This window comes from Leisingera sp. ABM4_101 (assembly GCF_056158725.1).
In genome coordinates, this window is sequence record NZ_JBSWTV010000002.1 from 681398 (window position 1) to 704678 (window position 23281).

22 protein-coding genes and 1 pseudogene are annotated in these 23281 nt (G+C 62.0%); 16 read left to right on the forward strand and 7 right to left on the reverse strand.

Annotation, left to right across the window (positions count from 1 at the left end; translation table 11 throughout):
* The first annotated feature begins 3 nt into the window (after positions 1-3).
* A complete protein-coding gene (locus tag ACXAEK_RS04295; protein ID WP_475040095.1) occupies positions 4-681 on the forward strand; it encodes an HD domain-containing protein in 678 nt (225 codons plus the stop codon).
* Between the two features lie 257 nt (positions 682-938).
* Here ACXAEK_RS04295 and ACXAEK_RS04300 read toward each other — a convergent pair.
* Together ACXAEK_RS04300 and ACXAEK_RS04305 are read right to left on the reverse strand one after the other, a co-directional pair.
* Positions 939-1494 (reverse strand): annotated as a pseudogene (locus ACXAEK_RS04300) (ActR/PrrA/RegA family redox response regulator transcription factor).
* A gap of 78 nt (positions 1495-1572) precedes the next feature.
* The gene (locus ACXAEK_RS04305) at positions 1573-2193 is read right to left on the reverse strand and encodes an SCO family protein (RefSeq protein WP_475040096.1); all 621 of its coding nucleotides are present in this window, start codon (positions 2191-2193) and stop codon (positions 1573-1575) included.
* 116 nt (positions 2194-2309) lie between these two features.
* On the opposite strand from ACXAEK_RS04305, the gene regB reads away from it, so the two are divergent.
* The 10 genes from regB to ACXAEK_RS04355 all read left to right on the forward strand — a co-directional run bounded on the left by regB (position 2310) and on the right by ACXAEK_RS04355 (position 15083).
* Entirely contained in the window at positions 2310-3704 is a 1395-nt protein-coding gene (gene regB, locus ACXAEK_RS04310) for a sensor histidine kinase RegB (protein ID WP_475040097.1), read from the forward strand.
* Between the two features lie 89 nt (positions 3705-3793).
* On the forward strand, positions 3794-5341 hold the full coding sequence (locus tag ACXAEK_RS04315; RefSeq protein ID WP_475040098.1) for a PAS-domain containing protein: 1548 nt from the start codon (positions 3794-3796) through the stop codon (positions 5339-5341).
* Positions 5342-5390: 49 nt separating this feature from the next.
* Positions 5391-5867, forward strand: a complete 477-nt coding sequence (tsaE, locus tag ACXAEK_RS04320) for a tRNA (adenosine(37)-N6)-threonylcarbamoyltransferase complex ATPase subunit type 1 TsaE (protein ID WP_475040099.1) — start codon at positions 5391-5393, stop codon at positions 5865-5867.
* The gene (locus ACXAEK_RS04325; RefSeq protein WP_475045180.1) at positions 5864-6862 is read left to right on the forward strand and encodes an aminoglycoside phosphotransferase family protein; all 999 of its coding nucleotides are present in this window, start codon (positions 5864-5866) and stop codon (positions 6860-6862) included. The genes tsaE and ACXAEK_RS04325 overlap by 4 nt, the downstream gene beginning before the upstream one ends.
* Positions 6862-7554 (forward strand): nucleotidyltransferase family protein, encoded by a 693-nt coding sequence (locus tag ACXAEK_RS04330; protein WP_475040100.1) that lies wholly within the window; start codon positions 6862-6864, stop codon positions 7552-7554. Before ACXAEK_RS04325 ends, ACXAEK_RS04330 begins: the two co-directional genes overlap by 1 nt.
* Positions 7544-10477, forward strand: coding sequence for a double-strand break repair protein AddB (addB, locus tag ACXAEK_RS04335; protein ID WP_475040101.1), 2934 nt, complete (start codon positions 7544-7546; stop codon positions 10475-10477). Before ACXAEK_RS04330 ends, addB begins: the two co-directional genes overlap by 11 nt.
* Positions 10474-13827, forward strand: a complete 3354-nt coding sequence (addA, locus tag ACXAEK_RS04340; RefSeq protein WP_475040102.1) for a double-strand break repair helicase AddA — start codon at positions 10474-10476, stop codon at positions 13825-13827. Before addB ends, addA begins: the two co-directional genes overlap by 4 nt.
* A 64-nt stretch (positions 13828-13891) precedes the next feature.
* Complete coding sequence (gene trxA / locus ACXAEK_RS04345; RefSeq protein ID WP_475040103.1) at positions 13892-14212, forward strand: thioredoxin; 321 nt, start codon at positions 13892-13894, stop codon at positions 14210-14212.
* Between the two features lie 155 nt (positions 14213-14367).
* A complete protein-coding gene (locus ACXAEK_RS04350; protein WP_475040104.1) occupies positions 14368-14715 on the forward strand; it encodes a Lin0512 family protein in 348 nt (115 codons plus the stop codon).
* Entirely contained in the window at positions 14712-15083 is a 372-nt protein-coding gene (locus ACXAEK_RS04355; RefSeq protein WP_475040105.1) for a Lin0512 family protein, read from the forward strand. The genes ACXAEK_RS04350 and ACXAEK_RS04355 overlap by 4 nt, the downstream gene beginning before the upstream one ends.
* A 54-nt stretch (positions 15084-15137) precedes the next feature.
* On the opposite strand, the gene ACXAEK_RS04360 is transcribed toward ACXAEK_RS04355, so the two are convergent.
* On the reverse strand, positions 15138-15329 hold the full coding sequence (locus ACXAEK_RS04360) for a DUF1127 domain-containing protein (RefSeq protein ID WP_475040106.1): 192 nt from the start codon (positions 15327-15329) through the stop codon (positions 15138-15140).
* Between the two features lie 203 nt (positions 15330-15532).
* On the opposite strand from ACXAEK_RS04360, the gene hslV reads away from it, so the two are divergent.
* Both hslV and ACXAEK_RS04370 read left to right on the forward strand, forming a co-directional pair.
* Positions 15533-16096 (forward strand): ATP-dependent protease subunit HslV, encoded by a 564-nt coding sequence (hslV, locus tag ACXAEK_RS04365; protein WP_475040107.1) that lies wholly within the window; start codon positions 15533-15535, stop codon positions 16094-16096.
* Between the two features lies 1 nt (position 16097).
* A complete protein-coding gene (locus ACXAEK_RS04370; protein WP_475040108.1) occupies positions 16098-17168 on the forward strand; it encodes a hypothetical protein in 1071 nt (356 codons plus the stop codon).
* Positions 17169-17242: 74 nt separating this feature from the next.
* On the opposite strand, the gene ACXAEK_RS04375 is transcribed toward ACXAEK_RS04370, so the two are convergent.
* On the reverse strand, positions 17243-17638 hold the full coding sequence (locus tag ACXAEK_RS04375; protein WP_475040109.1) for a DM13 domain-containing protein: 396 nt from the start codon (positions 17636-17638) through the stop codon (positions 17243-17245).
* Positions 17639-17830: 192 nt separating this feature from the next.
* Between ACXAEK_RS04375 and hslU the strand changes: the two genes are divergently transcribed.
* Together hslU and ACXAEK_RS04385 are read left to right on the forward strand one after the other, a co-directional pair.
* Positions 17831-19144, forward strand: a complete 1314-nt coding sequence (gene hslU / locus ACXAEK_RS04380) for an ATP-dependent protease ATPase subunit HslU (protein ID WP_475040110.1) — start codon at positions 17831-17833, stop codon at positions 19142-19144.
* A 79-nt stretch (positions 19145-19223) separates the two neighbouring features.
* On the forward strand, positions 19224-20339 hold the full coding sequence (locus ACXAEK_RS04385) for an alpha/beta hydrolase (RefSeq protein ID WP_475040111.1): 1116 nt from the start codon (positions 19224-19226) through the stop codon (positions 20337-20339).
* Between the two features lie 7 nt (positions 20340-20346).
* On the opposite strand, the gene ACXAEK_RS04390 is transcribed toward ACXAEK_RS04385, so the two are convergent.
* From ACXAEK_RS04390 to ACXAEK_RS04400, 3 genes are read right to left on the reverse strand one after another with little or no spacing between them, the layout of a single operon-like run.
* Positions 20347-20934: a Smr/MutS family protein gene (locus ACXAEK_RS04390; protein WP_475040112.1), complete on the reverse strand. Its 588-nt coding sequence runs from the start codon at positions 20932-20934 to the stop codon at positions 20347-20349.
* A complete protein-coding gene (gene mltA / locus ACXAEK_RS04395; RefSeq protein WP_475040113.1) occupies positions 20935-21987 on the reverse strand; it encodes a murein transglycosylase A in 1053 nt (350 codons plus the stop codon).
* Entirely contained in the window at positions 21984-22640 is a 657-nt protein-coding gene (locus ACXAEK_RS04400) for a Tim44/TimA family putative adaptor protein (protein ID WP_475040114.1), read from the reverse strand. Before ACXAEK_RS04400 ends, mltA begins: the two co-directional genes overlap by 4 nt.
* Positions 22641-22755: 115 nt before the next feature.
* Here ACXAEK_RS04400 and ACXAEK_RS04405 point away from each other — a divergent pair, with 115 nt between their 5' ends.
* Positions 22756-23256, forward strand: a complete 501-nt coding sequence (locus ACXAEK_RS04405; protein WP_475040115.1) for an FxsA family protein — start codon at positions 22756-22758, stop codon at positions 23254-23256.
* The last annotated feature ends 25 nt before the right edge of the window (positions 23257-23281 follow it).

The following is a 23281-nucleotide window of genomic DNA, read 5'->3' on the forward strand; positions in this document are numbered from 1 at the left end:
GTCATGCCCGCCAAAACCGTCCGCGCCTGGCAGAGAATGCTATCGGGGCGCCGCCTCGATCTTCTGGACCCGACGCCCGTAGACATCGAGATCGCAGACATCGCCCATGGGCTGGCCTTTGTGGCGCGCTGGAACGGCCAGACGATGGGGGACTTTGCCTATTCCGTGGCTGAGCATTCGCTGCTGGTTGAGGACATTTTCAGCCGGATGCAGCCCAAGGCGCCGGTCAAATGGCGGCTGGCCGCGCTGCTGCATGACGCACCGGAATATGTGATCGGAGATATGATTTCCCCGGTCAAGGCGGCCGTGGGTCCGGGATACGGCGATCTGGATCAGCGGCTGACCGCTGCCATCCATCTGCGGTTCGGGCTGCCTGCCGCCCTGCCTAAGACCGTCAAGGCGCAGATCAAGCGGGCGGACAAAATCAGCGCCTGGATGGAGGCGGTGCAGATTGCAGGGTTTTCAGAGGCAGAAGCCAGCAAGTTCTTCGGCCGCCCGAAAGCAGAGATTGCCGAGGGGCTGCACATCCGCCTGCGCCCGCCGGTCGAAGTGCGGCAGGATTTCATTGCCCGGCACCAGGCCCTGTTGCAGCGGATGTCGCCGGCAACGGGTTTCACCCAGCTATGGCCGCTGCCATGCCGGTGGTTCCAATCGTTACTCTGCTGCCTGTCCTGCGTATAATGGATAGCAAGGTAAGTATGGCGGCGCCGCCAAAGGGCGGAGGCGGGACGGGAGGGTCACTCCCGCACGCGAAACGTCGTCTGTGCGTGCCCGTGCCAAAGGGCCCGGTTCCTGGTTGCCGGGGGTGTCAGGCCCGGCAGTGACCGCGATCGACTGGGACTATGCCGCAGGCCGCTTAAGATCCCGTGAGACCAGCGTACGCAGGGTGCGCAACACCCTACGTTGAGGGGCAGTGCCCCGTGTCTGAAGTGGAAGGTTCAGCGCGGGCTGCGCTTGGCCAGGATCCGCTGCAGGGTGCGGCGGTGCATGTTCAGCCGCCGGGCAGTTTCCGAGACATTGCGGTCGCAAAGCTCATAGATACGCTGGATGTGTTCCCAGCGCACCCGGTCAGCGCTCATCGGGTTTTCCGGCGGCGGCGGCAGCTCATCGCCGCTGGTGAGCAGCGCATTCATGATGTCGGTGGCATCAGCCGGCTTGGACAGATAGTCGGTTGCCCCGATCTTGACCGCGGCCACTGCGGTGGCAATGGCGCCATAGCCTGTCAGAACCACCACCCGGCTGTCAGGGCGCTTCTCGCGCAGCACCTCGACCACGTCCAGGCCATTGCCATCCTCCAGCCGCAGGTCGACTACCGCATACAGCCGGCGGCCGTGCCGTGGCTATGGCACTGCCTGCCGCAACGGACCCTGCGGTTTCCACCTCGAATCCGCGCTTCTCCATTGCCTTGGCAAGACGCCGCAGAAACGGCTCGTCGTCATCGACCAGCAGCAGCGTTTTGTCGGGTCCAATGTCCTGCAGAGCAGTTTCGGCCATGCCCGGTCCTCCGCGAAGTTTTTCAGTTCACGCAAGAATATGTCCGGGCAAGGGGAAAGGTCAAACAGCTATCCCGCCTCAAGTTTTCCCGATGAAACAGGCAGCTTTGTCCGCCATCTGTTCGGCGGTTTCGTCACGGCGGAAGAATTCCACAAACCCGTCTTCCGGCAGCACAAGGTAAGAGAAGGTGGAATGATCGACCAGATAGTAATCCTCGTCCCCCTCGTTCTTTTTGAAATAGGTTTTGTAGGCCTTGCTGGCCGCCCTCACCTGGTCCAATGAACCGGTCAGGCCGATCATCTTTTCATGCAGGTTTTCGGCATAATCACCAACAGCTTCAGGGGTATCGCGCTCCGGGTCGATGGAAATGAACACCGGGGTCACGCTGATGCCGCGCTCTGCCAGAACGTCGACGGCATCGGCGTTGCGGGCCGAATCCATCGGGCAGACATCGGGGCAAAAGGTATAGCCGAAATAGACGATTGACGGCTCGGTGATCACGTCTTTGTCGGTAACGGTTTCACCTTTGGCGTTGACCAGTTCGAACGGGCCGCCGATGGTGTCGGCGCCGCCGGCGATCTGGCTGCTGCGGCACTGTGCGAATTTGTCGCCCCCGTTGCCTCCCTGCGTCAGGAACCAGGCACCGCCCACCAGGGCAGCAACAAAAGCGGCAGCAAAAAGAGCATAAACGCGGGTCATGGGATCACACTTTTCATCAAGGAAGGGTTGTTGATCGTTTGCGGCGCCAGACCTATCAAGAAATACAGCCGATGCAACTGGCGCACGGCGTCACATCTGCGGGAGCACTGGACCCCATGAGCGATCGTTTTTTCAGACCAGCAGGCGGTCAGGAACACAGCCACTGGATCCGGCTGCGGACCCTGATCTTATTGCGCTGGGTCGCCATAGCCGGCCAGGTGACAGCGATCGCTGTTGCGCAGCACCGGTTTAACCTGCAGCTGGAACTGGGCCTGTGCTACCTGGCTATCGGCATTTCTGCCGCCGGCAATCTGATTGCCGTCTTTGCTTTTCCGGAAAACAAGCGCCTGACGGAGTTCGAAAACTTCCTGATGGTTCTGTTCGACCTGCTGCAACTGGCCTTTCTGCTGTATCTTACGGGCGGGCTGAACAACCCGTTTGCATTGCTGGTGCTGGGGCCGGTTACGATCTCTGCAGCGGTGATGGGGCTGCGCTCCACCCTGATCATCGGCGCCACTGCGATCATCCTTGTTACCCTGATGGCAGAATTTCACCTTCCGCTGCGCACGGAACAAGGGTTCATTCTGCGGATCCCGGATGTCTTCATCTTCGGCAACTGGATCGCCATTGTTATCGCGATCCTTTTCATCGGTGCCTATTCTTTTCGTGTCAGCAATGAAATGCGGTCCATGTCGGACGCGCTGAGTGCCACCCAGCTTGCGCTTTCGCGGGAGCAGAAACTGACGGACCTGGGCGGCGTGGTTGCCGCGGCGGCGCATGAGCTGGGCACGCCGCTGGCCACCATCAAGCTGACCAGCGCAGAGCTGATCGAGGAGCTGGACGACCGCCCCGACCTGCGCGAAGACGCCGCCCTGATCCGCGAACAGGCCGACCGGTGCCGCGATATCCTGCGCGGAATGGGGCGGGCTGGAAATGATGACCTGCATCTGAGGCAAGCTCCGTTTTCAACGCTTGTGACGGAAGCCGCAGAGCCGCATATGAACCGCGGCAAAGCAGTTCTGTACCATGAAGAACCGCTGGAGGGCGGAGATTTCCAGCAGCCGACAGTCATGCGCAAGCCGGAAATCATTCATGGACTGCGCAATCTGGTTCAGAACGCGGTGGATTTCGCGCAATCCACCGTGTGGATTGATGCTGCCTGGAACGACGACCGGATCATCCTGCGGATATGCGATGACGGCCAGGGGTTTCCTCCGCATCTTTTGGGCCGTATCGGCGACCCGTTTGTCCGCCGCCGCAAAGGGGAAACCGTGCAGAAGCAGCGGCCGGAATACGAAGGGATGGGGTTGGGCCTGTTCATTGCCAAGACATTGCTTGAGCGGACCGGGGCCAAGTTGAGATTCGCCAATGGCGCCGACCCTTTTCAGACCCTGAGCCCCTATGGCGACAGGCGCGGCGCCATCGTTGAAGTTGCCTGGCCCCGGACGAAAATCGACGCAATCGCTGCCGGCGGGCCTGTTACCGGGAAAAATATACCTTTAGAAATTTAACTATTCACTTTTGGGCAACCAATTAAACTTCATTTAACCATTATTAGGGAACCATACGGCTAAACGAGAGCTGAACTAGGCAGGACGACATGCAGAACTTCGCTTCGATCGAATGGTTTGTACTGGCAGCGCTTTGCGTTGCAACGGCTGCTGCCGCGGTCTGGTGGCTGTCTCCCTCCCCGCGCCGCCAGGGGCTCGAACACGACTTGCTGGCAGGCGATGGCCGCACCGACGCGGTCTTCCTGTTCGATGACACCAGCCTGATCGGCTGGTCCTCCGGCGCCCGCAAATTCATTGGCGATCAGGCCGAAAACTTTGATTGGAGCATGTTGCGCGATCAGCTCGCACGCAACTACCCCGGGCTGCCGCAATCACCGGGTTTCCTAAAGGATGTCGGGCCCTTGGTCCTGTCCGGAACCGCCTCTGCTGAAAGCCGGGAAGCACATTGCGAATGGATTGACGGCGTCACACGGGTACAGCTGCGCCGCAGCACGCTGGAAGAACAGAACAAATCCCTGGACCAGGAACTGACCACCCTGCGCGCTGCCGTGCACCAGGCGCCCTATCCGGTGTGGCTGCAATCTGAAGAGGGGGATGTGACCTGGTCCAACCTGGCCTATGACGATCTCAGCCAGAAGATCCGCGGCCGCAGCGCCGACTTTGCCGAGCCGCTTTTTACCGATCTCCATGATCCGATGACCAGCGGCAAGCCGGAGAAAATCAATATCCCGCTGCCCGACAGCAGCAAGAAGCTTTGGTACAATGTCTCGACCACTGAAACGGAAGCCGGCTGGCTGTGCTACGCAGTTGACGTGAATGCCGTGGTCGATGCCGAGGTTGCCCAGCGCAACTTTGTGCAAACCCTGGCCAAGACTTTTGCCCAGCTGTCAATCGGGCTGGCAATTTTCGACCGCAACCGCCAGCTGGTGCTGTTCAATCCGGTGCTGATCGACCTGACCGCCCTGCCCGCGAACTTCCTGAGCTCACGGCCCAACCTGCTGACCTTCTTTGACCGGCTGCGCGACCAGCGGATGATGCCGGAACCCAAGAGCTACTCCAGCTGGCGCCACCAGATGGCCGACCTGCTGGAAGCCGCAGCCGAAGGCCGCTACCAGGAAACATGGTCGCTGCCATCGGGTTCGGTCTACAAGGTTTCCGGCCGGCCGCATCCGGATGGCGCCATTGCGTTCCTGTTCGAAGACATCACCGCCGAAGTCACCCTGACCCGGCAATTCCGGTCCGAACTGGAAATGGGCCAATCGATCATGGACCAGATGGACGAGGCGATTGCGGTCTTTGCCAACGATGGCAGCATGACCTTCTCCAACAGTGTCTATGATGCCATGTGGCAAATGAACCCTGATGCGAGCTTTGCTAAAGTGTCGATTATGGACACGAGCCGGGTTTGGCAGGACACCTGTGCGCCGACGCCCGTGTGGGGAGAAATCCGCGACTTTGTCGCAGGTGGCGAAGGGCGGGAAGCCTGGTGGTCCAAGGTACAGCGACGGGACGGAACCCCGCTGGTTTGCATGGTCTCAGCCATTCAGAACGGTGCAACAATGGTCAGGTTCCATTCACCGCAAGCCGCCCCTCTTCCGGAAAGCCAGGAGCGTTTCCCCGCCATCAGCCAAGGGTGAATGAGGAAACCCGCTTGCAGCAGCTTCACGGCGGCGCCATTGTACCGCCATGACACTGAAAAATGCGGTCTACACGCTTAAGTCACCCGATGAAACGGCCCGCATGGCCGAGCATATCGCCGGAGCCCTGCGCCCCGGCGATTGCTTATTGCTGGAGGGGGTTATAGGTGCAGGCAAAACCCATTTTGCCCGCCATCTGATCCAGTCTCTGATGGACGTTCCCGAAGACGTGCCCTCTCCTACTTTCACGCTTGTGCAGACATATGATCTGCCGGCGGGAGAGATCTGGCACACAGATCTTTACCGCCTGTCTTCTTTGGATGAGCTGGAGGAATTGGGTTTGACCGAGGCTTTCGAAACGGCAATCTGCCTTGTTGAATGGCCGGACAGGCTGGCGGAACTTGCACCGCCCCATGCCTTGCATTTGACCTTGGCCCTGGATCCGGGACACGAGGACCGCCGCCAGCTGACACTTCACTGGAGCGATCCAAAATGGCAGCCTCTGATAGAGCGCATCAGCATATGACCAACCGCAATTTCTTGTGCGATAACTTCCTTGCGGGAACACCCTATGCCAACTGGCAGCGCGGCCCGCTGGCAGGCGATGCGTCTAACCGGCGCTACGAACGGCTGACTAATACCGATGGGCAATCCGTGGTGCTGATGGACGCGCCGCCGGAAAAGGGCGAGGATGTGCGCCCCTTTGTCCGCATTGCAGAATATCTGCGTGCCCAAGGCCTCAGTGCTCCTGAAGTTCTGGCCCAGGATTGCGAACACGGGTTTCTGCTCTTGGAGGATCTGGGCGACGATCTTTTTGCCCGCGTCGTTAACCGGGAGCCGGCATTGGAATGGGAGCTCTATGAAGCTGCAACCGACGCGCTTGCCGCGCTCCACCGGGCGCCGATGCCGGAACTGGAACCCTATGGTCCACGGCTGATGGCAGAAATGGCCGGGCTGGCCTTGTCAAAGTACCGCGCCGGAATTCTTGGCGGCAGCGACCCGGATCTGCTGGCCCGGTTCGAGAACCTGTTCGAAGATATCCTGCGCGAAACCGTCAAGGGTGACACCGTTCTGGTCCAGCGGGACTATCACGCAGAAAATCTGCTGTGGCTGCCACAGCGGGAAGGGGTTGCACGTGTCGGCCTGCTGGATTTCCAGGACGCGCGTTCCGGCCACCCGTCCTATGATCTGGTGTCGCTTTTGCAGGACGCCCGCCGTGATGTGCCGGCGGGTATCGAGATGCAGATGATCAACCGCTATATTGAAGCTTCCGGCGTAGAAGAATCCGGCTTTCGCAGTGCGTACACCGTTCTTGGCGTACAACGGAACCTGCGTATTCTCGGCGTCTTTGCCCGCCTGAGCCTGGAGTATGGAAAGCCGCATTATGTCGACCTGATCCCGCGTGTTTGGGACCATTTCATCCGCGGGCTGGAGCATCCCGCTCTGGCGCCGGTCGCTACCCTCTTGCGCGAAAGCCTGCCTGCGCCCACTGCGGACAACCTGGACAAGCTGAGGCCTTGATGCAGCACTCCCCCGATGCCGTCATGCTGTTTGCCGCGGGTTTTGGCACCCGAATGCGGGAGCTGACCCGCGACAAGCCAAAACCGATGATCGACGTTGCCGGCCTGCCGCTGATCACCCACGCGCTTGAACTAGCTAGGGCGATCCGGCCGGCCCGGATTGCGGCGAATTTGCATTACAAACCTGAGCCGCTTAAGGCTTTGTTAGAGCCTGAAGATGTGCAGATCAGTCTCGAACAACCGGAAATCCTCGACACCGGCGGCGGGCTGCGTCAGGCCCTGCCCATGCTGGGCAGCGGACCGGTGTTCACCATGAACACCGATGCCATCTGGAAAGGCCCGAACCCGCTGCAACTGGCGCGTGAGGCCTGGGACCCTGATCGTATGGATGCGCTGTTGGTCTGTGTGCCGCTGGAACGGGCAGTGGGCCGCGCGGGCGGCGGCGATTTCTCGGCAGACGCCGAGGGCCGCATCAGCCGCGGCGGCAATCTGGTTTATGGCGGAGTGCAGATCCTGAAGACAGACGGGTTGCATCAGGTTGCGGAGCGGGTGTTCTCGCTGAATGTGCTGTGGAACCGGATGGCAGCGGACAGCCGGCTGTTTGCGCTGGAATATCCCGGCCGCTGGTGCGATGTGGGCCACCCCGAAGGGATTGTACTGGCTGAGGAGCTGATCGCCGCAGATGATGTTTGAACCCTCCAGCACCCCGCGCGTCTTTGCCGTGCCCTGCGGCGTCGATTTCCCGCGGGCGCTGGTCGAAGGCCTGCGCGCCCGCGCCCAAGGCCAGCCGCCCGAGGCGCTGGCAAAGGCCGAGCTGATCCTCAACACCTCCCGCATGGCGCGGCGGGTGCGGGAGCTGTTCGACGATGGTCCCGCCATGCTGCTGCCGCGGATGCTGATGCTGACGGATCTTGCCCAGCGCGCAACGCTGGAGGGGCTGCCGCCCGCCCTGCCCCCGCTGCGGCGCCGGCTGGAGCTGTCGCAGCTGATCGCGAAACTGCTGGATGCCCAGCCCGATCTGGCTTCGCGCGCCTCGCTTTATGATCTGTCCGACAGCCTGGCGGCGCTAATCGACGAGATGCAGGGCGAAGGCGTCAGCACGGATACGATCCGCGATCTGGATGTTTCCGACATGTCCGGCCATTGGGCGCGGGCGCAGGCCTTTATCGGCATCGCCGATGAATTCACCGGCCTGCATGAGGGCGCGATGGATGCCCAGGCGCGTCAGCGGCAAGTGGTGCTGAACCTGATCGAGCAATGGCAGGAGACCCCGCCGCAGCACCCTGTCATTCTGGCCGGCTCCACCGGCTCACGCGGGACGACGCTGCTGCTGATGCAGGCCATTGCCCGCCTGCCGCAAGGCGCGGTGGTGCTGCCGGGCTTCGACTTTGACCAACCAGAGCGTGTTTGGAGCGGGCTGGATGATCCGATGATCTCGGAGGATCACCCGCAATACCGGTTCCACAAGCTGATGAAAGACTTGGAGATTTCGCCGGCGGATGTGCAGACATGGACTGAAACTCCGCCGGTTTCGCCGGAGCGGAATAAACTCGTGTCCCTCGCCCTGCGCCCTGCCCCGGTGACCGACGCCTGGATGAGCGAAGGCCCGCAGCTGACCGGATTGGACACAGCCACCGGGAACGTCACGCTGATCGAGGCGCCCTCCCCCCGGTCCGAGGCATTGGCCATTGCCCTGCGCTTGCGCCAGTCGGCGGAGGACGGCCAGACCGCTGCGCTGATCACCCCGGACCGGATGCTGACCCGCCAGGTTTCGGCGGCGCTGGACCGCTGGGATATCCTGCCTGATGACTCGGCCGGCCAGCCCTTGCAGCTGTCGCCGCCGGGCCGCTTCCTGCGCCATGTTGCGGGGCTGTTCTGCAAGCCGCTGGCCTGCGACAGCCTGCTGACACTGCTTAAACACCCGCTGACCCATGATGGCGTCGGCCGCGGCGACCACTTGCGCCAGACCCGCGAGCTGGAGCTGTCCCTGCGCCGCAATGGGCCGCCCTTCCCCGATGCCGCGGCCTTTGCCGGTTTTGAGAAAGGCCGTGAACTGACGCATGGCTGGACCGCATGGCTGTCAGCCTGTTTTGCGGATCAAGAGATTGCCGGCACCCTGCCCCTGACCGATTGGGTCGAGCGTCTGCGCGAGTTGGCCGAACGCATTGCCGCGGGCAGCCAGGCTGAGGGCTCCGGCACCCTTTGGGACAAGAAAGCCGGCGAAGCTGCCCTTGCCTGCATCGAAAATCTGGAGGCCGAGGCGCCTTATGGCGGCGAGATGACCGCCCGCGACTTTGCCGACTTGCTGGGCGCCTTGCTGAGCCAGGGCGAGGTGCGCGACCGCGATGCGCCCTATGGCTCGATCATGATCTGGGGCACGCTGGAGGCGCGGGTGCAGGGCGCCGATCTGGTAATCCTTGGCGGGTTGAACGAGGGCAGCTGGCCCGAGGTGGCGGCACCTGATCCCTGGTTGAACCGCCAGCTGCGCAATCAGGCGGGGTTGCTGCTGCCGGAACGCCGCATCGGCCTGTCGGCGCATGATTTTCAGCAGGCGATTGCCGCGCCGGAGGTCTGGCTGACCCGGTCTGAGCGGTCAGAAGAGGCCGATACCGTGCCCTCGCGCTGGCTGAACCGGCTGACCAACCTGCTGTCCGGCCTGCCGGAGCAAGGCGGCCGGGATGCGTTGGATGTCATGCGGGCCAAGGGCCGCCAATGGCTGGGCTGGACCGAAGCATTGGAAGAACCGACGCCGATCCCGCAGATGCCGCGACCCTCGCCACGCCCGCCGGTGGCAAGCCGCCCGCGCCGGCTGACGATCACCGAAATTCCGAGGCTGATCCGCGACCCCTATGCGATCTATGCCAAGCATGTATTGCGGCTAAAGCCCCTCAATCCGCTGGTGCAGGAACCTGACGCCCTGCTGCGCGGCATCGTGGTGCATGAGGTGTTCGAGCATTTCATCAAGGAGGCCCAGGCCGATCCTTCTCTGCTGACTGCCGACCACCTGATCAACAAAACCCGCCAGCTGCTGGACACCCATGTGCCCTGGCCGGTTGCCCGCATTCTGTGGCACACCCGCATCCGCAAGATTGCCGGCGACTTTGTGCTGGCGGAGCAGGAACGCCAATTCCGCGCCAGGCCGGTTGCGTTTGAGGCCAAGGGCAGAGCCCGGCTGGATCCGCTGGATTTCACCATCGCCTGCCGCGCCGACCGGATCGACATGGACGACCGCGGTTTCCTGCATCTTTACGACTACAAGACCGGCGCGCCGCCTTCGGAGGCGCAGCAGAAGAAATTCGAAAAGCAGCTGCTGATCGAAGCTGCGATGGCCGAAGAAGGCGCCTTTGAGGATCTTGGCCCAGCCGAAGTTGCCCGCGCGCTGTTCATAGGATTGGGCAGCAAGATGAAGGAAGTGCGCGCGCCCTTGGATGAAGAGCCGCCCTCCAAGGTCTGGGAGGAGCTGCGCACGCTGATCGGGGCCTATTTTGAGACTGATCAAGGCTATTCGAGCCGGCGCATGGTGCATCGCGACGACATCGCTGGCGATTATGACCACCTGGCGCGCTACGGAGAATGGGACCGCAGCGCCACGCCGCAGCCGGAGGATCTGGCATGACCATCCGCGACGCCGCCTCTGAGGCGCAGTTCCGCGCGGCCCGCCCCGATGCCTCTACCTGGCTGGCGGCCAATGCCGGCTCCGGCAAGACCAAGGTGCTGACCGACCGGGTCGCACGGTTGCTGCTGAAGGGCGTGCAGCCGCAGCATATCCTTTGCCTCACCTACACCAAGGCTGCCGCCAGCGAGATGCAGAACCGGCTGTTCAAGCGGCTGGGGGAATGGGCGATGCTGGGCGATCCGGCGCTGATCGGAGCTTTAACCGAGCTGGGCGAGGTCAACACCGCGGCCGAGGATCTGGCCAAGGCCCGCACCCTGTTTGCCCGCGCCATTGAAACACCGGGCGGGCTTAAGATCCAGACCATCCACTCCTTCTGTTCGTCGCTCTTGCGCCGCTTTCCGTTGGAGGCCGGCGTCAGCCCGCAGTTTTCCGAGATGGACGACCGCGCGGGCCAATTGCTGCGGGCCGAAATCATGGGGGATTTTGCCCAAGGGGAGGAGGCGCCGCTGGTCGATGCGCTGGCGCGGCATGTGAGTGATAGCGATTTTGAGAGCCTAACTTCGGCGATATGCCAGCGCCGTGCCGACTTCGGCGAGCCGCTGGAGTGGACCGGGCTGCTGGAACGGTTTGAGCTGCCCGAAGGTTTTGATGAGGCCGCGCTGGAGGCGCTGGTGTTCCTTGGCGGTGAGGAGGAGCTGCTGCAGCGTACCCGCAACATGCTGGGGCAGGGCGGTGCGACGGATCAGAAGGCCGCCGCCAAGCTGGCGGGCATCACCACGCCCACGCTTGGTGACCTCGGCACATTGGAGAGTATCTTCCTGACCGGCGCGAGCGCCAAGGAGCCATTTACGGCCAAACTGGGCAAGTTCCCCACCAAGAAGCTGCGCGAATCCCACCTGCCGCTGATGGACCAGCTGGAGCCGCTGATGCTGCGGGTGGAGGATGCCCGTGCCAAGCGCCTTGGCCTCACCGCCGCGCGCAAGAGCCATGATCTGCACCGCTTTGCAGCCGCCTTCCTGCCGGAGTATGAGCGCCGCAAGCAGTTGCGCGGCTGGCTCGACTTTGACGATCTGATCCTGAAGGCCCGGCAATTGCTGAACGACCCGGGTGTGGCAGCCTGGGTTCTGTACCGGCTGGACGGCGGTATCGACCATATCCTGGTGGATGAGGCGCAGGACACCAGCCCGGTGCAATGGGACGTGATCGAGAAGCTGGCGCAGGAGTTTACCGCCGGAGAGGGCGCGCGTTCAGGTGTGGAGCGCACCATTTTTGTGGTCGGAGACAAGAAGCAGTCGATTTACTCCTTCCAGGGCGCCGATCCGGATGCATTCGACCGGATGCAGCAGGAGTTCGGCAAGCGGCTGGCAGAGACCGGGGCAGGGCTGCAGGATGCCTCGCTGGATTTCTCCTTCCGCTCCTCCCCCGCGATCCTGAAACTGGTGGACCTGGTGTTCAAGGACAGTCCCCGCGCAGGTTTCCGCAGGGAGGCGTTGCACCGCGCCTTCAAATCCGATCTGCCGGGCCGGGTGGACCTGTGGCCGGTGGTCGAGAAGGTCGAGGATGACGAGGACCCCGATTGGACCAGTCCCGTCGACCGCCCCAGCAGCCGCCACCACACGGTGATCCTGGCGGAGCGCATCGCGCAGTCGATCAAAGAGATGATTGAAACCAGCGTGACGATCCCCGAGGACGGCGCGGAGCGCGGCACCTTCCGGCGCCGGCCCGTGACAGCCGGCGATTTCCTGATCCTGGTGCAGCGGCGCTCGGATCTGTTTTCGGAGATCATCCGCGCCTGCAAAAAGGCAGAACTGCCCATCGCCGGCGCCGACCGGCTGAAGGTGGGGGCAGAACTGGCGGTGAAGGACATTGCCGCGCTGCTGCGGTTCCTGGCGCTGCCGGAAGACTCTTTGTCTCTGGCCGAGGCTCTGAAATCGCCGCTCTTCGGTTGGAGGGAGCAGGCGCTGTTCGACCTCGCGCACCGGCGGAAGGCCATGTACCTGTGGCCGGCGCTGCGGGAGCGGGCAGGGGAGTTCCCGGAAACCATGGCGGTGCTGAACGACCTGCGCGCCAATGCCGATTTCCTGCGCCCCTTTGACCTGATCGAACGTATCCTGACCCGCCACGGCGGCCGCCAGAAACTGCTGGGCCGACTGGGGCCGGAAGCGGAAGACGGCATCAATGCGCTGCTGTCGCAGGCGCTGGCCTATGAGCGGACGGATGTGCCCAGCCTCACCGGGTTTCTGGTCTGGATGCAGACGGATGACCTGGAAATCAAGCGCCAGATGGGCGCGGCCGGCGATATGATCCGGGTGATGTCGGTGCATGGCTCCAAAGGTCTGGAGGCGCCGATCGTGATCCTGCCGGACACTGCCAAACGGCGGCCGCCGACAGATGCAGAGATCATGCTGGCGGGCGGAAGTCCGGTTTGGAAGGTGCCGAAAGAGCAGATGCCCGCCGCCATGCTGGCAGCCCGCGAGGCAGCGCAGGAGAAGTTGCAGAATGAGCGGCTCAGGCTCCTGTATGTGGCTCTAACCCGGGCAGAAAAGTGGCTGATCGTGGCTGCGGCTGGCGATGCTGGAGACGCCGGCGATAGCTGGTACCGCATGGTTGAAGGCGCCATGCGGGAAGGCGGCGCAGTCGAATGCGAGACCGGGGGCGGCAGCGGCCTGCGCCTGCAGCATGGCGATTGGGACGGGCTGCCGCTGGAAGTGCCGCCGGTTCATGAGGCCGCAATGCATACCCTGCCAGAGGTCTTCACCCGGTCTGCCCGCTCCTATGAAGCGCCGGCGCCGGCGCTGAGCCCCTCGGACTTGGGCGGGGCCAAGGCTTTGCCTGGTGATCAGGGTCTGAATGAGGACGCCGCCAAGGCCCGCGGCAGCCGGCTGCACTTGCTGCTGGAGCATCTGCCGGGCCGGGCCGAGGCAGACTGGCCGCAACTGGCGCAGAACCTGCTGCAGGGGGCCGAAAACACTGCAGAACTGCTGAGCGAAGCCTCGGCGGTGCTGAAGAATCCGGATCTTGCGCACATCTTCCAGCCGGAGACGCTGGCAGAGGTGCCGGTGACTGCGGACCTGCACGGCAGCCGTCTGCATGGCGTCATCGACCGGCTGATAGTTACTCCGGAGAAAATCGTCGCGGTGGATTTCAAATCCAACGCCACAGTGCCTGAAACAGAAGGGCAATGCCCCGAAGGCCTGCTGCGGCAGATGGGCGCCTATGCCCATGCGCTGGCACAGATTTTTCCCGGCCGCACCGTTGAAACCGCGCTTTTGTGGACCCGCACTGCAATGCTGATGCCGCTGCCGCACGAGCGCGTGACAGCGGCGCTGATGCGTCGGATGGAACCTTGACGATCCGTTAAGCCGTACCTAGGTTCCAACTCCAGTTGCCACATAACTCTATGGAGACATGCATATGTCCACCGTTGCCGTCACCGACGCCACCTTTGACGCCGAAGTCAAGAACTCAGACATCCCCGTAGTGGTGGACTTCTGGGCTGAGTGGTGCGGTCCCTGTAAGCAGATCGGCCCGGCTCTGGAAGAGCTGGCCGCGGAATTCGACGGCAAGGTGAAAATTGCCAAGGTCGACGTTGACAGCAACCCGAACTCCGCCGCTGCCATGGGCGTGCGCGGCATCCCGGCGCTGTTCATCTTCAAGGACGGCCAGGTGATCTCGAACCGCGCCGGCGCCGCCCCCAAGGCCGCGCTGCAGAGCTGGATCGAAGAAGCGATCTGAGCCGGTTCCCTTGCGAAGGGTATCAGAGGGCTGTCCCCGGGGGCAGCCCTTTTTTTGTGCCGCGTCCACTGGTGTTGCAGGTGGCGGCAAACTGGCTCTTTTCATTGCGCATCCGCCCTGCGACGGTCGCCATCAGGACAGGTACAGGAGGCATTATGGCCAAGACACGGGTACTGGTGGAATTCGGCATGGGCACGTCGCTGAGGCGCGAAGACTATACCGAGGCCGCCCGCCGCGCGATCAAGGACGCGCTGTGGCACAACTCCGTCAGCATGGCGGAGCTGTTTGAGTTTCAGAAGGAAGACATGATCATCGACGCCGAGATCGGGGTGCAGAAGCCGGAGGCGGTGGATACGGACGCGCTGAAGGAGATCTTTCCATATGGCCGGCCCAGCATCCGGGTTGCCGAGGGCGGTTTGAACATTGAGAAACCCCACGGCGGGCGCACGGTGATCGCCAATGCGGCCGTTGTGGTGTCCTTTGACATGGAGGCCGCGGAATGAGCGAAAAACGCATCATCCTGGAAATGGGCATGGGCAATGACCTGTATGGCCAGGACTATACCAAGGCCGCACGACGCGCAGTGCAGGACGCGCTGCATCATTCCTCGATCACGCTGTTTTCCAAGCTGGGGATCGACCACAGCGAAATGCGCGTTGACGTGACCATCGGCGTGCAACAGCCGGAGATGGTGGATTGCGGTCTGGTGGCTGAGGACCTGCCGCGGGGCCGGGCCAGCGTGCGGGCAGTCAAGGGCGGTCTGGATGTGGAGGATGCCGAGGCCGGCAGCCGCCATGTGGTTGCCACTGCCGCGATTGAGGCCTGGCTGCCCGATCAGGCGGGAAAATACAAAGCTGTGCCTTCAGAATGAACAAAGCCGCCCGGTCTGCGGGCGGCTCATTCAATGCTCTGGGACATTTGGAAATCAGATCTTGGCGATGTCTGAACGGTCCAGGCCGATGTCGGCAAGCTGAGCATCGGTCAGCTGCGACAGGGCTTTGCGGGTTTCACGGGTCTCGTGCCATTCCACGATGGTGCTTTTCACGTTGATCAGTGCATCGACCACGCGGAGAACGGTGACTGCTCCGAGCGGCGCGTAGATGTTTGCGGTAGTCATTGCGCATATCCTTCTGAGAAACAGCCGACCCTGTGCCGGTTGTGAGCCCCATGTAGGATAAGGGCCTGAGTCCCACAATTGCTGGAATCTCAGCCCCGATCTGCACGTATTGCATAGCGTATGCGGCCGGATCCCGGCACCGTCTATCCCTTGTGCCCTGCAAGTGATGGTTCCATATAGGAGGCAGAAATTTGGAGGCATGAATGGCAGACGATCAATTCCCTGGCTGGCACGGCACCACGATCATTGGCGTGAAAAAGGGTGGTGAGGTGGTCATCGCCGGTGACGGCCAGGTGTCTCTGGGCCAAACCGTGATCAAGGGCACCGCCCGCAAGGTGCGCCGCCTGTCGCCCGGCGGCTTTGACGTGGTTGCCGGTTTTGCCGGCTCGACCGCGGATGCCTTCACCCTGCTGGAGCGGCTGGAGGCGAAACTGGAAGCCACCCCCGGCCAGCTGGCCCGTGCCAGTGTTGAGCTCGCCAAGGACTGGCGCACCGACAAATACCTGCAGAAGCTGGAGGCGATGCTGATCGTCACCGACGGCAAGGACATGTTTGTGATCACCGGTGCCGGCGATGTGCTGGAGCCTGAACATGATGTGGCAGCCATCGGCTCGGGCGGCAATTTCGCCCTGGCTGCGGCGCGCGGCATGATGGACAGCGATAAATCCGCCGAAGGCGTGGCCCGCGATGCGATGGCAATTGCGGCTGATATTTGCGTCTATACCAATGGCAATCTGACCGTCGAAACCATCGGCCAGGAGGGCTGAGGTGGCTGAGATCGGCAAGGATGATCTGCGGGCGGCGGTTGGCTCCGGCCTGCTGAGCGAGGCCCAGGCAGCTTCACTGCTGGCACTGGCAGACAGCCGCCGCGGCGCGCGGGAGAACCTGGCCCCGGGCGATGAGCCGTTTGAGCTGTTCAAAGGGTTCAACGAGATCTTCATTGTCATCGGCCTGTTGATCCTGGCTTCCGGCTGGATGGCCTTTACGGCGGTGGATCTGGCCGGCTCGCTGGGCGGCTATCAGCAAAAAGCAGTCTATTCCGCTGTCGCCGGCGCCGCGGTTCTATGGCTGCTGTCAGAGTATTTCATCCGCCGCCGCCGGATGGTGGCGCCGGCGATTGCGCTGTCGCTGCTGTGGGCCGGCAATGCGGGCACCGGCTTTGCCGCGCATTTCTCGCAGCCCTTCATGATTGCGCAGAACGACTTTTCCAGCCTGCCGCTGCCCTTTGCGCTGAGCACGGCTGCCATTGCAGTGTTCTGGCTGCGCTTCCGGGTGCCCTTTGCGATGGCGCTGATTGCGCTGGGGGTTTTTGTCTTCGCCTTTCTGACCGCTGCGATCCGGGGCGGCACGCCGGCCGGGATCAGCGAACTGTTCCTGCTGTCGGCAAGCGGGCCCTTTGCGTGGATCACCCTGGCCGTCGGCTTTGCCGTCTTTGCCGTAGCGATGGCTTTTGACCTCAGCGACCCGCATCGGGTGACGCGGCGGTCGGCGCAGGGGTTCTGGCTGCACGTGGTGGCCGCGCCGGCCCTGGTCAACACCATCGCGCTGAGCTTGCTGGACACCGGCGGCTCCGGATCACACATGCTGCTGCTGGGCGTGCTGCTTCTGTTTGCGCTGATCGCGATCATCATCGACCGGCGGTCGTTCCTGATTGCCGCCATCGGCTATAGCGTCACCCTGGCGGGCACCGTGTTCAACGGCGAGGGCACGGCGATCACCATTCTGGCGCTTGGCGTGTTCCTGGTCGCCCTGGGCGCCTTCTGGAGCCGGATCCGGGCTGCGCTGCTGGCACCGCTTTCCCAGGTGCTGCCCTTGCACCGGCTGCCGCCCTCCCATTAAGGGCCGGCAAAGAAAGAGGGCTGAGCAGATGCCCAGCCCTCAATTCGGCCTTGCTTCGTGAGTGGCGGGACCGGTTATTTGATCTTGGCAACACCCAGCGGCACGCCCGCAACCTCGCACCAGATGTAAACCTCGTTGTGCTTGGAAATGTCCCAGGTGGCGGGCACCGCGTAACGCTGCTTGCCAGTCAGGCTGAGCAGGGCGCCCAGTTTGGTGTCGGGGTCATACTTGCCGTCCTTGCCCAGGGCGACACGCGGGTCCGGGCCGCCGTCCAGCGAGAAATCGTCGCCCAGCTCGACGATGTAGCGGCCGCCTTCTTCGACCACTTTGACCGCGCCTGAGGTCACGTGGTTCGAGCGGCCCTCAAAGTGGCCTTTGGCGCCGCCGGCAATGGCAGCGGTTGCACCGGTGAGGGTCACGGCGGCGGTGGTTGCAGCGGCGGCGGCAAAGAATGATCGGCGGTTCAGCATTTGTGTCTCCCTTTAGCTCCTGAACAAAACGCTGACCTCATCTGGTCAGGTTCGGTTTTAAAAAGAAACCGGGGCTCACCGGCCTATTATCTGGCGTGTTTCGCCCGTGTTCCGGCGTGAGGTTTCCGTGATTGGCTTGTGATTGGCCGGCCGTGACCCTAGGTTCCCGGTGAAACAAGAAAGCTGAGTGACATGACCGATCTGACCCCGCGCGAAATCGTTTCCGAACTGGACCGCTTTATCATCGGCCAGAAGGAGGCCAAGCGTGCCGTGGCCGTGGCGCTGCGCAGCCGCTGGCGGCGCAAGCAGCTGGCCGATGACCTGCGCGACGAGGTCTATCCTAAGAACATCCTGATGATCGGCCCCACCGGCGTCGGCAAGACCGAGATCTCGCGCCGGCTGGCGAAACTGGCGCGCGCGCCGTTCATCAAGATCGAGGCCACCAAGTTTACCGAGGTCGGATATGTCGGCCGCGACGTGGAGCAGATCATCCGCGATCTGGTCGACAGCGCCATTGCCCAAACCCGCGAGTTCATGCGGGAAGAGGTGAAGGCCAACGCCCACAAGGCCGCCGAGGACCGGGTGGTTGAGGCCATCGCCGGTACAGAGGCGCGCGATGCCACCCGCGAGATGTTCCGCAAGAAGCTGAAGGCGGGTGAGTTGGACGACACCGTGATCGAGCTGGACGTGGCCGATACCTCCAACCCGATGGGCAATATGTTCGACATCCCCGGCCAGCCCGGCGGCGGCAATATGGGGATGCTGAACCTGGGCGACCTGTTCGGCAAAGCAATGGGCGGGCGCACCACCCGCAAGAAGATGACCGTCGCCGAAAGCTATGAGGTGCTGATCAGCGAAGAGGCGGACAAGCTGCTGGATGACGAAACCGTCACCCGCACCGCGCTGGAGGCTGTCGAACAGAACGGCATCGTGTTCCTTGACGAGATCGACAAGGTCTGCGCCAGGCAGGAGGTCCGCGGCGGCGATGTCAGCCGCGAAGGGGTGCAGCGCGACCTGCTGCCGCTGATCGAGGGCACCACCGTCAGCACCAAACACGGCCCCGTAAAGACCGACCACATCCTGTTTATCGCCTCGGGCGCCTTTCACATAGCCAAGCCATCGGATCTGCTGCCGGAACTTCAGGGCCGTTTGCCGATCCGGGTCAACCTGCGTGCTCTTACTGAAAATGACTTTGTCCGGATCCTGACTGAAACTGACAATGCTCTCACCCGCCAATACACTGCCTTGATGGGCACGGAAGAGGTCGAGGTGACTTTTACCGAAGACGGGATCGCGGCGCTGGCCAAGATCGCGGCGGAAGTGAACCAGACTGTCGAAAACATCGGTGCGCGCCGGCTGTACACCGTGATGGAGCGTGTCTTTGAGGAGCTGTCCTTTACCGCACCTGACCGCTCCGGTGAGGCCGTCACCGTTGACGCCTCTTTCGTCAAAAAGAACCTGGGCGAGCTTGGCCGTTCAGCAGATGTCAGCCGGTACGTGCTTTAAATAGCATTCTGCCTCGCACCCGCTATGGACTTTGGCGGCTGGCACAGTAGCCTGCCGCCATTGATTGAGGTGGGATGAAATGCAGGTGCTGAAGCTGTTTTTTGGGGGATTTCTGTTGTTTCTGTCCGCCTGTACTGACAGATCCCTTTCCCCAACAGTTCCAGAAGCGCTGCAACTGGGCACCCCAAAAACGATCTTTGCGGCAACCAACCGGGATGCGTTGCCGGACGGCACCTTTGGCACTGACCGGACAGACGGTTTCAGCCTGCTGGAGCTGACAGTTTCCATTCCGCCGGACCACAAGCCCGGGTCTCTGAAATTCGGCTACAACGACCCGGATCCTGCCACAGAGTTCACCATGGCAGGCCGCAGGAAGTTTGAAGATGAAGACGCGTTTTCTGCCCGCCTGAAACAGGAACTGGCTAAATTCCCGCCGCAAGAACGAGATGTTACCGTCTTTGTCCACGGCTTCAATTCGACCCAGGCGGAGACGGCTTTCCGCGCTGCACAGCTGACCCACGATATAGATGTTCCCGGCGCAACGGTGATCTATTCCTGGCCAAGCAAAGGCCGTCCGCTTGGCTATGCCTATGATGGTGATAGCGTGCTGTTCGCCCGCGACGGTTTGGAAATGCTGTTGCGTAAACTGCGCTCATCCGGCGTTGAACGGATTGTTGTGGTTGCCCATTCCATGGGCGGGCTGCTCACCATGGAAGCACTGCGGCAGATGGAGATCAAAACGCCTGGGTGGACAGCCCGGAACCTGGGCGGCGTTGTTCTCATGTCACCGGACCTGGACGTCGATGTTTTCAAATCCCAGATGCAGCGGTTTACCCAAGTGCCGCAGCCATTTCTGATCTTTGTTTCACGCAAGGATAATGTGCTGACCCTGTCCCAGCGGCTGCGGGGGCTTGATGGGCGTGAGAGGCTGGGTAATCTCGACAATATTGAGGAGATAAAGGGGTTGCCGGTTGAAGTCATCGACACAACTGCCTTTGCCGATGAAGCGGAATCGCAGCATTTCGTGGCTGCGTCCTCCCCTGCGCTTCTGGCTCTGCTCAACGGCGCCCGGCAGACGGCTGACACCTTTACCCAAGGCCAGGACCTATTGCAGAAGATTTTGCCCGGGCAAATCGTTATTCGCGACAACGCGGTAAAGGTGGCACTGGAAAACACAGCTGCAGACAGCCGGTAGCAGGCGGTCAGCGGTTCCGCCTAAGATAAATGTAATAAGCGCCTTCGCCGCCATGGCTGATGTGGGCTGGCGTTACCTGCAATACTGCCTGTGACAATGGCGGCAGCGCCAGCCATTGGGGAACCTTGTGGCGCAGCACCCCGCGCGGCACCGGCATCGGGCCTGGCTCATCCCGGTCCTTGCCCTTGCCAGTCACCACAAGCACCAGCCGTTTTCCTGACGCCTGCGCAGACAGAATGAACCGTGTAAGGGCCGGGTGCGCCGTGTCGATACGCATACCGTGCAGGTCCAGTTTTCCCTCAGGCCTGATCTTGCCCCGCTTCATGCGCCGGAACGCTTTTTCATCCATTTGCAGCGGATCGCTGGCCAGGCTGCGTGCGATCGAGGGTTTCAGGTCGTTTTTAACAGGTTTGGGTTTTGCCCTGCTGCCAATCTCAAAGGCCGCCAGGCGCGGCTCCTGCTGCTTGACTGGCTTGGGTTTTGGCATCGGCGGGGCAGGGGGCGTTGAATGTGCGCCCGGATGCAACCGCTCAGTGTGCTTCACGACCTTATGCCAAAGGTCGATTTCCTCCCCTGTCAGTTTCCGCCGTGTCATTCAAAGATCTTCCGGCAGCATCGCATAGGCCCGCTGGATCGGCAGCAGAACCACCATCCGGCCGGGATCTTTCATTGTACCGGCGGTTTCGCCGGCCACATCGCCAGTGCCAACAAAAATATCTGCACGTTGCGCGCCCTTGATGGCAGATCCGGTATCCTGTGCAACCATCAAACGGCGCAGCGGCATATTGCCTTGCTTTTCGACCCAAACAGGCGCGCCCAAAGGCGTATATGCAGGGTCCGCCGCAATGGTCCGCATCGGCGTTACCGAGCGGTTCATTGCACCAAGCGGCCCCTTGGAAGCAGCAACTTTGCGCACTTCCCTGAAAAACACATACGACGGGTTGTGGAACAAAAGCTCCTTGCCATCGGCTGGATTCCGGCGCACCCAGGATTTGATCACCTGGGCACTTACCTGGTGGACATTGTACACGCCCCGGCGCACCAGTTCTTTGCCAATAGATTTATACGGATGGCCATTGGCCCCGCCGTAGCCAACGCGGATCATTGTTCCATCCGGAAGGCGGATCCGCCCCGATCCCTGAATTTGCAGAAAGAACAGCTCAACCGGGTCGTCCACCCAGGCAATTTCCAGCCCGCGGCCTTGCATCACATCGCTGGTCAGAATGTCCCGGCGCGGCAGCCAAAGATCCGTGCGGCGCGCCTCTGGCGGTATCTTATAGACCGGATACCGGTAGCGTCCTGTGGGATAGCGGGAGCCGTCCAGCTCGGGTTCAAAATAGCCCGTGAACAGGGCCGGATTGCCATCCTCAATCAACACCGGGCGGAAGAACAGTTCAAAGAATGCCCGGGCGCCTTCGGGCGCCTGTGATTGAGCCGCCTTGCACAGAGCAGTCCAATCCGGATCCCTCAGATCACCGCAGGTTTCCAGGAAAACGGTCAGAGCCGCTGCATGGTCATCGTCTGCCCAACCGTCTAGCTGAGCAAAATCCAGCAGGCTGGACACGGCTTCGGATTGCGCCCCAGAGGCGGTCATCGCGGCACCTGCAATTGCAGCTGCCCCAAGTGCCCCCCGAAGCGCCGCAATCATGCGTCCGTCGCGACCAGCTGCCAGTTCGGATCGTCGCTTCCCATGCCGCGCGCAAAGACCCATGTGTCCTTCTGGCGTTTCACAGCTTTGGGATCGCCTTCGACGATATCGCCGCCGCGGTCACGTACTACAGAAGTCAGCTCACCCACAAAACGCATGGTGATCTCCGCGCGGCCGGTTGACGGGTTGAATTGGGCATCTGCCAGAGACGTTTCCCGGACGCCGATGAATTCAGCCTCGATCTTCAATCCCTGATCTTCGCGCTGCGCAACGGCGTCAACAAAACTGTCAAACACGTCTTCCGCCAGGAAGGGCTGGATTTCGTCCAGGTTTCCATGTTCGAACCCCATCAGGATCATCTCGTATGCGCCACGCGCACCTTGCACAAAGTCCTGCACCTGAAACGATGGCTCCGCCCGTTTCATCGCCGCAAGAGCGGCAGCTTGCGGGCTGTCTTCAGCCACATAGTCAGTGATGTCGCGGTCAGGGCCGCCTTCGATCACTTCCAGGTCGGGGCGGCGTCCCCGCGCTTCGGATTGCGGCAACGGCGGCTTTTCAAAGCCTTCACGTGTTCCCAATACGCTTTTCAGGCGCAGGATCAGAAACACGGCAATACCGGCCAGAACCAAAAGCTGAATCACAGGCGACTCCATGGATACCTCATGCTAGGCGTTCGTACTTTGTTTGAAACCAAAGCGGTCACGTCTTATGTAGGTGACGGGCGGGGGCAAGTCTACCGCCCGGGTGTATGATCGCAAGGAAACCCTGATGTATCTTTTCCTGGCCTTTCTGATGGTTCCCATCATTGAAATCGCTTTGTTTATTCAAGTTGGGGGCGCCATCGGGCTGTGGCCGACCCTGGCCATCGTTGTTCTGACCGCCGTGCTGGGCACCTGGCTGGTGAAAACCCAGGGGCGCATGGCAATGGGCCAGCTGCGGTCGTCTTTCCAGCAATTGTCAGATCCTGCGGAGCCTTTGGCCCACGGAGCCATGATCCTGTTTGCCGGTGCGCTGCTGCTGACGCCGGGATTCTTTACGGATGCCTTCGGCTTTGCCTTGCTTATGCCGCCAGTGCGGCTGGCTGTGTACTGGTATCTGCGCGCCCGTGTCACTGTGGCCCAGTTCCAAATGGGTCCTGGCAGCATGCACGGGCGGCACTACCCCGGAGCTGCCGGAAAACCGGATGACATTATTGATGGCGATTACGAAGATGTGACCCCAGGGAAGCGTCCCGAAGGCCCTTCGGGCTGGGTTGAAGGCCCCCGTTGAGCTAGCCGGACCAAGCTGCTAAGCA

What these genes read in the sequence shown, in the direction of transcription:
- trxA (WP_475040103.1), top strand. Translation starts at nt 13,892, where the DNA reads ATGTCCACCGTTGCCGTCACCGACGCCACCTTTGACGCCGAAGTCAAG.
- ACXAEK_RS04355 (WP_475040105.1), top strand. Translation starts at nt 14,712, where the DNA reads ATGAGCGAAAAACGCATCATCCTGGAAATGGGCATGGGCAATGACCTG.
- ACXAEK_RS04375 (WP_475040109.1), bottom strand. Translation starts at nt 17,638, where the DNA reads ATGCTGAACCGCCGATCATTCTTTGCCGCCGCCGCTGCAACCACCGCC.
- hslV (WP_475040107.1), top strand. Translation starts at nt 15,533, where the DNA reads ATGGCAGACGATCAATTCCCTGGCTGGCACGGCACCACGATCATTGGC.
- ACXAEK_RS04305 (WP_475040096.1), bottom strand. Translation starts at nt 2,193, where the DNA reads ATGACCCGCGTTTATGCTCTTTTTGCTGCCGCTTTTGTTGCTGCCCTG.
- ACXAEK_RS04350 (WP_475040104.1), top strand. Translation starts at nt 14,368, where the DNA reads ATGGCCAAGACACGGGTACTGGTGGAATTCGGCATGGGCACGTCGCTG.
- ACXAEK_RS04390 (WP_475040112.1), bottom strand. Translation starts at nt 20,934, where the DNA reads ATGACACGGCGGAAACTGACAGGGGAGGAAATCGACCTTTGGCATAAG.
- ACXAEK_RS04385 (WP_475040111.1), top strand. Translation starts at nt 19,224, where the DNA reads ATGCAGGTGCTGAAGCTGTTTTTTGGGGGATTTCTGTTGTTTCTGTCC.
- mltA (WP_475040113.1), bottom strand. Translation starts at nt 21,987, where the DNA reads ATGATTGCGGCGCTTCGGGGGGCACTTGGGGCAGCTGCAATTGCAGGT.
- ACXAEK_RS04330 (WP_475040100.1), top strand. Translation starts at nt 6,862, where the DNA reads ATGCAGCACTCCCCCGATGCCGTCATGCTGTTTGCCGCGGGTTTTGGC.
- addA (WP_475040102.1), top strand. Translation starts at nt 10,474, where the DNA reads ATGACCATCCGCGACGCCGCCTCTGAGGCGCAGTTCCGCGCGGCCCGC.
- addB (WP_475040101.1), top strand. Translation starts at nt 7,544, where the DNA reads ATGATGTTTGAACCCTCCAGCACCCCGCGCGTCTTTGCCGTGCCCTGC.
- ACXAEK_RS04295 (WP_475040095.1), top strand. Translation starts at nt 4, where the DNA reads ATGCCCGCCAAAACCGTCCGCGCCTGGCAGAGAATGCTATCGGGGCGC.
- hslU (WP_475040110.1), top strand. Translation starts at nt 17,831, where the DNA reads ATGACCGATCTGACCCCGCGCGAAATCGTTTCCGAACTGGACCGCTTT.
- ACXAEK_RS04405 (WP_475040115.1), top strand. Translation starts at nt 22,756, where the DNA reads ATGTATCTTTTCCTGGCCTTTCTGATGGTTCCCATCATTGAAATCGCT.
- ACXAEK_RS04400 (WP_475040114.1), bottom strand. Translation starts at nt 22,640, where the DNA reads ATGGAGTCGCCTGTGATTCAGCTTTTGGTTCTGGCCGGTATTGCCGTG.
- ACXAEK_RS04325 (WP_475045180.1), top strand. Translation starts at nt 5,864, where the DNA reads ATGACCAACCGCAATTTCTTGTGCGATAACTTCCTTGCGGGAACACCC.
- regB (WP_475040097.1), top strand. Translation starts at nt 2,310, where the DNA reads ATGAGCGATCGTTTTTTCAGACCAGCAGGCGGTCAGGAACACAGCCAC.
- ACXAEK_RS04315 (WP_475040098.1), top strand. Translation starts at nt 3,794, where the DNA reads ATGCAGAACTTCGCTTCGATCGAATGGTTTGTACTGGCAGCGCTTTGC.
- ACXAEK_RS04360 (WP_475040106.1), bottom strand. Translation starts at nt 15,329, where the DNA reads ATGACTACCGCAAACATCTACGCGCCGCTCGGAGCAGTCACCGTTCTC.
- tsaE (WP_475040099.1), top strand. Translation starts at nt 5,391, where the DNA reads ATGACACTGAAAAATGCGGTCTACACGCTTAAGTCACCCGATGAAACG.